Genomic DNA, 11,345 nt, shown 5'->3' with positions numbered 1-11,345 from the left:
TCAAACTGCCTCAAGCTCGCTCATGAAGTCCTGGAGGTCGTCCAGGTCTGCATCGGTATTGGTATTCAAGCCACTGATCATGGCTGCGTATGCCTGCAGGTTTTGGGCCTGGAACAGCAAGGCGAGCGGCAAGTTGATGCCCAGCTCAACCTGCAGGCGAGCCATCACCTGGGTCGCCAGCAAGGAGTGGCCACCCAGTTCAAAGAAGTTGTCGTAAAGGCCCACCTTGTCCAGCTTCAGCACATCGGCCCAGACCGCTGCGATCCGTTGCTCCAATGCACTTTGTGGCGCCGTGAACTGGCCCTGCAGCAGGCTGGCATCCGGTTGCGGCAGCGCCTTGCGGTCCAGCTTGCCGTTGCCGGTCAGCGGCAAGCTGGCGAGGAACAGCACCTGAGTCGGAACCATGTATTCCGGCAGGCTTGCCTTGAGCGCTTCGCGCAGGGAAGCCCGCAGCACAACCTGGCCTTCGAGGCTGTCCAGGACCGCGCTGTCGACAGGTACCACATACCCCACCAACTGTTTGCCATGCGGGCCATCCTGGGCAACCACCACCCCCTGGCGCACTGCGCCCTGCTCCTGAAGGCGTGCTTCGATCTCACCCAACTCGATACGGAAACCACGAATCTTCACCTGGTGATCGATGCGCCCCAGGTACTCGATCACGCCATCACCGCCATAGCGGGCCAAGTCTCCCGAGCGGTACAGGCGGCCACCGTGGCTATCGAATGGGTTCGGTACGAAACGCTCCGCAGTCAACGCCGGGCGACCGTGATAGCCACGTGCCAGGCCCTCCTGGCCAATCATCAGCTCACCCTGGCTACCGGGCACGATCGTGTTCAAGGCGCCGTCCAGCAGGTACCAACTCAGGTCAGGAATCACCTCGCCAATCGGGCTGCTGCCAACCTGCTTGAGGTCGTCCCGACGGATTGGCCGATAGGTCACATGCACCGTGGTCTCGGTGATGCCATACATGTTGATCAGGCGCGGCTGGTGGTCACCGAAAACGTCGAACCAGGGCTTGAGGCTGCTCACATCCAACGCCTCACCGCCAAACACCACATGCCGCAGTGCCAGCTGGTTGCCAGCCTGCGCTGCGTTGCAGGCCAGCGGGATCAGTTGCTGAAACGCCGAGGGCGTCTGGTTCAGGACTGTGACCTGCTCGCTGACCAACAACGCATGGAAATCTTGCGGTGAACGCGCCACATCCCTCGGCACAATGACCGCCTTGCCGCCATACAGCAGCGCGCCGTACAGCTCCCACACTGAAAAGTCGAACGCGTAGGAGTGGAATACCGTCCATACGTCGCTGGCATCGAACCGGAACCAGCCCTGGGTCGCCGCGAACAAGCGCACCACGTTATGGTGCGCCAGCAGCGCACCCTTGGGTTTGCCCGTGGAACCCGAGGTGTAGATCACATACGCCAGGTTCTGCGGTGATACCACGCGATCCAGGTTCGCCTCGCTGTAGTCGGCCAGCGCCCTATCGTCCAGGTTCACGGTCTGCATGCCTGGCGTAATCGGCAAGGCATCGCGCACGTGGCTTTGGGTCACCAACAAGCCGATGCCACTGTCCTCGAACAGGTAGGCAAGGCGATCCTGGGGGTATTCCGGGTCCAGCGGCACATAAGCGCCGCCCGCCTTGAGGATGCCGAGCAGGCCGACGACCATGTCCAGGCTGCGCTCCACGGCAAGCCCCACCAGTACGTCGGGCCCGACACCCAGTTCGCACAGTTTGTGCGCCAAGCGGTTGGCGCGGCGGTTCAATTCGCCGTAGCTCAGTGTCTGGCCGGCAAAACTCAAGGCGGGTGAATTCGGCGACAACGCGACCTGGGCTTCGATCAACTGATGAAGCGTGTGCTCGCTGGGGAATTTCGCCGGGTTGCGGTTCCAGTCCTGAATGATTCGGGCCTGCTCCTGTTCTGCCAGCAGAGGCAGATCGGCAACGCGCTGCTGTGGTTCGTGAACAATCCCCTGCAGCAAGTTCAGCCAGTGCCGGGCCATGTGTTCGATAGTCTTAGCCTCGAACAGGTCAGTGGCATAGGTCAGCGCAGCACTGATGCCTTGCTCATGCTCGAAGGTGTCCAAGGTCAGGTCGAACTTGGCCGTGTGGCTGTCCCAGGCCAGTTCTTCCATTTCCAGCCCCTGCAGACGGCGGCGCTCGCCTTTGGCCTGGGTCTGGTGGTTGTACATCACCTGGAACAAAGGGCTGTGACTGAGGTTGCGCTCGGTCTGCAGGGCCTCCACCAGTTGCTCGAACGGCAGGTCCTGGTGCGCCTGAGCACCCAGCACACGTTGCTTGACCTGTTGCAGCAGCGCAGTGAAGGTCATCTGCAGGTCGAATTCTGCGCGCAGCACTTGAGTGTTGACGAAGAAGCCGATCAGCCGCTCGGTCTCGACCCGATTCCGGTTGGCGACGGGCACACCGACGCGGATATCGCACTGCCCGCTGTAGCGGTGCAGCAATGCCTGGAAGCTGGCCAACAACACCATGAAGGGCGTGGCGCCCTGTTGCTGGGCCAACTGCTTCAGCGCGCCAGCCAGCGTGCTGTCGATTGCCACAGTAACGCGGGCGCCGTGGTAGCTGCTGGTCGTGGGCCGCGGCCGGTCGGTGGGCAGCGCCAGCACGGGCTGTTCGTCACCCAGTTGTTCGGTCCAGTAGGCGAGCTGTCGCGCCTGCTCGCCGGCCTCCATCCAGTTTCGCTGCCAGATGGCGTAGTCGGCGTACTGCACCGGCAGCACAGGCAGGTCCACCGCCTGCCCTTGGCTGTAGCCTTGGTAGAGCTGCACCAGTTCATTGATCATCAGCGGCATCGACCAGCCGTCAGATACGATGTGGTGCAGGGTCAGCACCAGCACCTGTTCGCCCGGCATCAGCCCCAGCAACTTCACCCGCAACAGCGGGCCCGTTTGCAGGTCGAAGGGCAGATGGGCTTCGCGCTCGACGTGACGACGCACGCTGGCGTCATCGGCCTGCTCCAGCTGTTCGAACATCAATTCGAAGGGGGTGTGTGCATGGACCACTTGTATGGCCTGCTCGCCTTCCAGGCGGAAGGTGGTGCGCAATGTCTCGTGACGGGCGATCAACGCCTCGAAGCTGCGCTGCAGGGCAGCAGTGTCCAACTGCCCTTTGAAGCGCAAGACGGACGAGAGGTTGTACGCGGTACTCACCTCCCCCAGTTGTGACAGTATCCACAGCCGCTGCTGGGCATAGGACAGCAGTACCGGCTCTTCTGGATCCCTCGGGAAGATCGGCGTGACCCCATACAGGTTGACGCCTTGTTTCTTGAGCAAGGCTGCCAACGCCTTACGTTTTTGGGTGGACAACGATACGACCGTATCGAGCAGCTCTTGCACAGGGAATCTCCTAAGAAATCAGCTCTTCAATTTCCTCCGTAGGTAGACGATTGAGCACTGGCAAGGATTTAGATGGAAATTCGCGCCGCTTACCGTGTGGGCGCCGGTTGGCCGGCTCCCACACGCTCCCTGCTAAGTCAAAAAGCTAGGAAACCAGCTCATCGAGCTCTTCCGTGCTCAAGCTGTCGAGCAACGCCAGGGACTTGGCCAACTGGTCCTGGGTAGCGTCGATGGCGGGCGCCTTGGCTTCAAGCTGGCGGCTGAAGTCAGCCAGGACAGGGAACTCGAAGAGCTCTTTCAGCTCGGCCGAGACACCGGCTTGCTCCTGGATGCGCACGATCACCGAAGTCGCCAACAGGGAATGGCCACCTAGCGCGAAGAAGTTGTCAGTGAGGCCGACCTTCTCCAGCTTCAGCACATCGGCCCAGATCGCCGCGATCTGTTGCTCCAGCTCACTCTGCGGCGCCACGTACTCGCCTTGTAGCAGGCTGGCATCCGGTTGTGGCAGGGCTTTGCGGTCCAGCTTGCCGTTCGGTGTTACCGGCAGCTTGCTCAGCAACAGCAGGTGCGTGGGCACCATGTAATCCGGAAGCCCGGCCTTGAGGGCCTCACGCAGGCTGTCGCGCAATGCGGCCTCGTCTTGCGTGCTGTCGGCGGGTACCACATAGCCCACCAACTGTTTACCGCTCGGCCCGTCCTGGGCCAGTACCACCGCTTCCTGCACCGCTGGCAATTCCAACAGGCGCGCTTCGATTTCACCCAGTTCAATCCGCAACCCGCGGATCTTCACCTGGTGGTCGAGACGCCCGGCGTAGTCGATCACGCCATCGGCGTTGTAACGCGCCAGGTCACCGGTGCGGTACAGGCGCCCGCCGTTGTCGCTGAACGGGTCCGGCACAAAACGCTCGGCCGTCAGCGCCGGGCGCTGGTGATAACCACGTGCCAAACCTACGCCGCCCAGGTACAGCTCGCCGGCACTGCCGCGTACCGCCGGTTGCAGGCTGCCTTCGAGGATGTGGGTCTTGAGGTTGTCGATCGGCTGGCCGATCGGCACGCTGATGCTTTCGTCCGGGCGGCAGGTCCAGTGGGTGACGTCGATGGCCGCTTCGGTCGGGCCGTACAGGTTGTACAGGCCGGCGGCTGGCAGGCGTTGCAGGGTCTGGCGCGCCAGCTCGGCCGGCAATGCCTCGCCACTGCACACCACACGCTTGAGGCTGCGGCAGCTTTCCACCGCTTCGTGGGTCATGAACGCCTGCAGCATCGACGGCACGAAGTGCAAGGTGCTGATGGCGTACTGGTTGATGGTGTCGACCAGCAACTGCGGGTCGCGGTGGGCACCCGGCTGAGCCATGACCAGGCGCGCGCCGGTCATCAGCGGCCAGAAGAACTCCCACACCGACACGTCGAAGCTGAACGGGGTTTTCTGCAGCACACTGTCGCTGGCGTCCAGGCCATAGGCTTTCTGCATCCACCACAGGCGGTTAACCAGTGCCTGGTGGCTGTTGCCGGCGCCTTTCGGGCGGCCGGTGGAGCCGGAGGTGTAGATCACATAGGCGAGGTTCAGCGGGGCTACGTCGATGCCAGGATTGGCATCGCTGTAGCCATCGAGGTTTTCGCTGTCCAGGTCCAGGCTGTGCAGGCCGACGGGGATCGGCAAGGCATCACGCAGGTGCGACTGAGTCAGCAGCAAGGCAATGCCGCTGTCCTCGAACATATAGCTCAGGCGGTCCTGCGGGTACTCCGGGTCCAGCGGCACATAGGCGCCACCGGCTTTGACGATACCCAGCAAGCCGATGACCATCTCCAGGCTGCGCTCCATGGCGATGCCTACCAGCACGTCCGGGCCCACGCCCAGTTCACGCAGCTTGTGCGCCAGCTGGTTGGCTTTGCCATTGAGTTCGGCGTAGCTCAGGGTCTGCTCACCAAACATCAACGCCGGGGCGTCCGGGGTGGCGAACACTTGGGCTTCGATCAGTGAGTGGATACTGCGCTCATTCGGATACGCCGCGAGGGTGTCGTTCCAGCCTTCGACCATCATCTGCTGCTCTTGCAGGCTCAGCATCGGCAGCTCGCCGACTACTGCATCCGCATCGGCGACCAATGCCTGCAGCAGGCGGGTGAAATAACCCGCCAACCGGCCAATGCTCTCGTCGCTCCACAGGGCACGGTCATGGCTGTATTGCATCGACAGAGTCGCGCCCAGTTCTACTACCAGCGTCAGCGGGTAGTTGGTCTGCTCTTGCACAGCCACGTCGCCAAAGCGCAACCCGCCCGGCGCGCCTTGTTGCAGCGCCTCGGACACCGGGTAGTTCTCGAACACCAGAATACTGTCGAACAGCGCGTCACCGCCCTGCCCGGCCCAGCGCTGTACGTCGTACAGCGGGGTGTGCTCGAACTCGCGCACGGCCAGGTTGCAAGCCTGCACCTGGCTGATCCACTCGGCTACCGTCTGCTCGGCACGGGGCGCGCCAATCACCGGCAGGGTGTTGATGAACAGGCCGATCTGCTCTTCCACCCCGGCGAGGTCCGCGGGGCGGCCGGCCACGGTGGCGCCGAAGCAGACGCTGGCCTGGCCGGTATAGCGCTGCAACAGCAGCAGCCAGGCCGATTGCACCAGGGTGTTGACGGTGACGCGGTTAGCGCGGGCGAAGGCTTCGATGCGGGCGGTCTGCTCGGTATCGAGGGCCAGGCGATGATCACCGTAGCCGCTGCCCGCAACGCCCGCACTACCGGCAATGGCCTGGGCCAGGCGCGTCGGCTCGTCGAGCGCGGCCAACTGGGCCTGCCAGAAGGCTTCGGCGACCGCCGCGTCCTGGCCTTGCAGCCAGGCGATATAGTCGCGGTAGTGCGTGGCCTGGGCCTTTGGCGCCATGCCTGCGTAACGTTGCAGCACTTCACCCAGCAGGCGTGAGGTGCTCCAGCCATCCATCAAGATGTGGTGGTTGGTGTAGATCAGGTGGTGGCGGGCTTCGCCCGTTTGCACCAGCACCAGGCGCAGCAGCGGCGCTTCGGTCAGGTCGAACCCTTGTTGGCGCTCGCCTTCGGCCAGCGTCTGCAGGGCCTGCTCAAGCGCCGGCTGGCCACGCCAGTCATGCTCGCTGCACGGCAACGCCACCGATTTGCGCACCACCTGCACGGCCTGCTCCAGCTCGCCCTGCAGCACGAAACCGCTGCGCAGGATGTCATGGGCATCGAGCGCGGCCTGCCAGGCCTGCTTGAAGCGCTGTACATCCAGCCCCTCGACATCGACCCGCAACTGGTTGATGTAGTTGCCGGCCTGTTGGTCGTAGAGCGTGTGGAACAGCATGCCCTGCTGCATCGGCGACAGCGGATACACATCGGCGATTTGCGCTGCAGGTAGAGGCAAGCTGTCCAACTGGCCCTGAGTGAGCGCGGCCAATGGGAAGTCCGAAGGCGTCACGCCGTGGTGCTGCGCCTGGCAGCAATACTCGACCAACTCGGCCAGTGCCTGCTCGTAGGCCTGGGCCAGCTGCTGGATGGTTTCCGGGCGGTAGACGTCGTCGCTGTAGGTCCACTCCAGGAACAGCTCGCCGCCATACACCTGGCCGGTGATGCTCAGCCAGTTGCCCAGTTGCGCACCGGCGCATTGGGTACGCCCGGCGCTTTCGCCGCTCGGGCTGAACACGGCGGTATCGTCGGTCGTGAAACTGCTGTCGAACTGGCCCAGGTAGTTGAAGGTGACGCGTGGCTGCGCAGTGCCGCTGAGCCGCTCGCGGACCGGGGTATCGCCCAGGTAACGCAGTAGGCCGTAACCGATGCCCTTGTCCGGCACCGCGCGCAATTGCTCTTTGATTGCCTTGATCGACGGGCCCAGCGCCTGGCCAGGGGCAAGGCGTACCGGGAACACGCTGGTGAACCAACCCACCGTGCGGCTGAGGTCAAGGTCGTCGAACAGCTCTTCGCGGCCATGGCCTTCCAGTTGCACCAGCACCTCGTCCTGCGCGCTCCACTGGCACAGGGTACGCGCCAGCGCGGTCAGCAGCAGGTCGTTGACCTGGGTGCGGTAGGCGGCGGGTGCCTGCTTCAGCAACTGGGCGGTACGCGCGGCATCCAGGCGCGATGCAGCGGTACGGGCATGCTGGTTGCCCAGGCTGCCCTGCGGGTTGTCACGCGGCAGTTCTGCCGGGCTGCCTTGCAGCACCTGCTGCCAGTAGTCAGCCTGGGCGTGTAGCGCTGGGCTGCTGGCGTGAGTGACCAAGCGCTCGGCCCAGGTTTTCACGCCGCAGGTTTTGGCCGGCAGGCTAACGACTTGCCCGTTCAGGCGTTGCTGGTAAGCCTCTTGCAGGTCCTCCAGCAGTACCCGCCATGACACGCCGTCTACCACCAGGTGGTGAATGGCCAACAGCAAACGCTGCTGGCCATCGGCGACGTCGAACAGTTCGGCACGCAGCAGCGGCCCGTGCTCCAGGTCGAGGCTGGCTTGCACCTCAGTGCCCGCAGCGTCCAGTTCGCTCAACGCCGCGAGGCTGCGCTGGCGCAGCACCGGCGAAGCGTCCACGGCCTGGAAGCGGGCCTGCCACGGGCCGTTCTGGCGGCTGAAGCGCAGGCGCAAGGCATCGTGCTGTTCCAGCACCGCACGCAGGGCCGCTTCCAGGTGCTCCACTTGCACACGCTGGGCCGGTTTCAGCAGCACCGACTGGTTCCAATGCGCAGGCTGGGCGATGTCCATCTCGAAGAAACGCACCTGGGCCGGCAGCAGCGCCACCTCACCGCGGGTCGCGGTATCCACGGGGGCTGCAAGCGGTTGCTTGGCTTCGATGCGCTTGGCGACCTGGGCCAGTTGGCCAACAGTCTGCTGTTCGAACAGCTGCTTGGGGGTGATCTTGATGCCTTGGCGCTTGGCCCGGGCAATGATCTGCAGGCTGAGGATGGAGTCGCCACCCAACTCGAAGAAGTTGTCGCTGCTGCCCACGCGTTCCAGCTTGAGCACATCGGCCCACACGGCGGCGAGCTTCTCTTCGACCTCGCCTTCTGGGGCCACATAGCCGCGGCTCACCGCGCCCGGTGTGGGCAAGGCACGCTTGTCGAGCTTGCCGTTGGCGGTCAGTGGCAGGCGCTCGAGCAACAGGATGTGTGCGGGCACCATGTAGTCAGGCAGGCGCGTTTGCAGGTGCGCCTGCAACTGCTGCGTGCTCATGCCCCCTTCAGCCACCACGTAGGCCACCAACTGCAGGCGCTCGGCATCGCCTTCCAGCGGCACGGCCAGGACCACGGCGTCGCTGACACCGGGCAGCCCGGCGATGACTCGGCCGATTTCACCCGGCTCGACGCGATAGCCACGGATTTTCACCTGGTCATCGGCACGCCCGATGAATTCGATCAGGCCTTCAGCGCTCATTCGCGCTCGGTCGCCCGCGCGGTACAGGCGGGCGCCACCCGCAGCCGGCACAAAGCGCTCGGCCGTCAGCCCCGGCTGGCCCAGGTAGCCCTGGGCAACGCCCTGCCCACCCAGGTACAGCTCGCCGACCACGTGCGGCGCCAGCGGGTTGAGGTAACCATCGAGCACCTGGGCGCAGGCATTGCCCAGCGGGCGACCGACCGGCACTGTGCGGCAGCCTTGCAGACGCTGGCTTGGCTCGAAGGTCAGCACGCCGACCGTGGTCTCGGTCGGGCCGTAGTGGTTGATCACCCGGCACCCCGGGCGCAACTCACGGACTTTTTCCAACAGGCTCCAAGGGCACGCTTCGCCGCCCAGAATCAACGCTTCGGCAGGCAGCACCTCGGCGGCGCGGGACGCTTGCAGCAGGCCTTGCAGGTGGCTTGGCACCAGCTTCACCACGCCCACCTGGTGCTGCGCCATGTAGCTGGCGAAACCGTCGGGGTCGAAGGCCAGTTCCTGCGGCAACAAATGCAGCAGGCGGCCCGAGGCCAGGGCACCGAACAGCACGGTGTGGCCCAGGTCGGCGGCGGTGGTGGACACCATGGCCATGCTCGCGCCGGCGGGCAGTTGCAGGCGCTCCAGCACGGCCTGGAGGTAGCTGGCCAGCGCCCCGTGGCTGACCACCACGCCTTTCGGCTGGCCGGTCGAGCCCGAGGTGTAGATGAGGTAGGCCGGCTGTTCAGGGCTGACTGCAACCTCTACCCGGCTGTCGCTGCAGCCTGCCCAGGTGGCGGGTTCACAGGCAACCGCCTGCACCCCGTCGAGGCCCGCGAAGCGTGTATCGCCCGGCTCATGCAGCAGCACGGCAGCGCCACTGTCGACGATCAACTGCTGCAAGCGCTCCTGCGGCTGCTGGGTGTCCAGCGGCAGGTAGGCGGCGCCGGTCTTGAGGACTGCCAGCAAGGCCATGACCCACTCGATGGAGCGCGGCAGGCACAGGGCAACGATGCTGCCAGCTCCGACGCCGCGCTGGCGCAGGTAGTCGGCCACGCGGTTGGACGCAGCGTCCAGCCCGGCCTGGGTCATGAAGCGGTCACCTGCGCGCACGCCACCTTGGGCCTGCCCTTGGGCCATCGCCTGGTGCCACAAGGCGAGGAAGTCGCGGTGCGGGTAAACTGCTGGCGCGGCCTGCTGCTGCGCCGCCACTTCAAGGTGCTCGACGATCGGCGCGTGCGGGGCGTGGCTGAGCACGTCCAGCACACGCCGCAGCGAATCCGCCAGGCGCTGAATGGTGGCCTGCTCGAACAGGTCGGTGGCGTAGGTGAAGTACCCCTCGATGCCTTCGGGTTTGTCCGAGAAGTCGAAGGCCAGGTCAAAGCGCGCATCGCCTCCTTCGCGGGCAAAGCCTTCTACCTCCAGCTCGCCCAGGCGCTTGCGCGAGGGGTCGCCGGCCACCACGTGCTGGTTGATCTTGAACTGGAACAGCGGGTTGTGGGCCAGGTTGCGCTCTGGCAGCAAGGCATCCACCAGGTGCTCGAACGGCAGCTCCTGATGCGACTGGGCGCCGCCGATCACGTCCTTGACCTGCTCCAGCAGCGCAGCGAAGGTCGCGCGCTCGTCCACTTGCACACGCAGCACTTGGGTATTGATGAAGAAGCCGATCAGGCCTTCCAGCTCTTTGCGGTTACGCCCGGCATTCGGTGCGCCGATGCGGATGTCCGACTGCCCGCTGTAGCGCGACAGCACCACCGCCATGGCCGCCAGCATCAGCACGAATACGGTGTGGCCGCCCTTGCGTGCCTGGGCGCGCAAAGCCTCGGCCTGCTCGGCGCCGATGTTCAGCTTGAGCACCGCGCCGCGATAGCTCGGCGTGGCCGGCCGCTCGAAGTCCAGCGGCAGGCTCAGCAACGGCTGCTCGTCACCCAGTTGCGCCTGCCAGTACGCCAGCTGGCGCTGGGCCTCACCGGCCTCCAGCCAGGCACGCTGCCAGATCGCATAATCGGCGTACTGGATCGGCAGAGCCGGCAATTCGGCCTGACGGCCTTCAGCCAACGCGGTGTACAACTGGATGAATTCCTGCACCAGCAGGTCGCTCGACCAACCGTCGGAGATGATGTGGTGCATGCTCAGGGCCAGCACATGGTGCTCGGCGTCCACGCGCAGCAGCGTAACCCGCATCAACGGCCCGGCCAGCAGGTCGAACGGCTGCTTCAGCGCGGCATCGACAGCCACGCTCAAGGCGGCTTCATCGTCCTGGCACTCGACCACGTCCAGCACCAGCGGGCAGGCGTCGAGAATGTCCTGATGGAACTCGCCTTCATCCGAGACGAAGCGGGTACGCAGTGATTCATGGCGGCTGACCAGCGCATCCAGCGCCTGCTGCAATACCGCCAGGTTGAGTGCGCCCTTTAGGCGCACGGCCATCGGCACGTTATAGGCCGGGCTGTCGGGCTCCAACTGCCACAGGAACAGCAAGCGCTGCTGGGCAAACGACAACGGAATGCGCGCCAGGCCCTGGCGTGCGGGCACGATGGGCAACAGGCGGAAGCTTTGCCCAGTGGCCTGCATTTTCTCCAGGATCTGCTGACGCTGCTCCACAGGGAGGCCGACGAAGCGTTGGGCAATGCGTTGTGCTGCAGTGAGTTCCATG

Annotated in this window: 2 protein-coding genes; both read right to left on the bottom strand. The window is 64.7% G+C overall.

Features of this window, described 5'->3' with window-relative positions:
* Window positions 1-3,354 (bottom strand): amino acid adenylation domain-containing protein, encoded by a 3,354-nt coding sequence (locus AC5PZ0_RS26495; RefSeq protein WP_493856055.1) that lies wholly within the window; start codon window positions 3,352-3,354, stop codon window positions 1-3.
* A gap of 145 nt (window positions 3,355-3,499) precedes the next feature.
* Entirely contained in the window at window positions 3,500-11,344 is a 7,845-nt protein-coding gene (locus AC5PZ0_RS26490; protein WP_493856054.1) for an amino acid adenylation domain-containing protein, read from the bottom strand.
* Window position 11,345 lies beyond the last annotated feature (1 nt).

Source organism: Pseudomonas sp. 5.2 (assembly GCF_059025405.1).
The sequence above is the reverse complement of the archived record's forward strand: the minus strand, read 5'-3'. Positions and strand labels throughout refer to the sequence as shown.

Bases quoted from the DNA above. Each gene is read 5' to 3' on its own strand.
- AC5PZ0_RS26490 (WP_493856054.1), bottom strand. From the start codon at position 11,344: ATGGAACTCACTGCAGCACAACGCATTGCCCAACGCTTCGTCGGCCTC.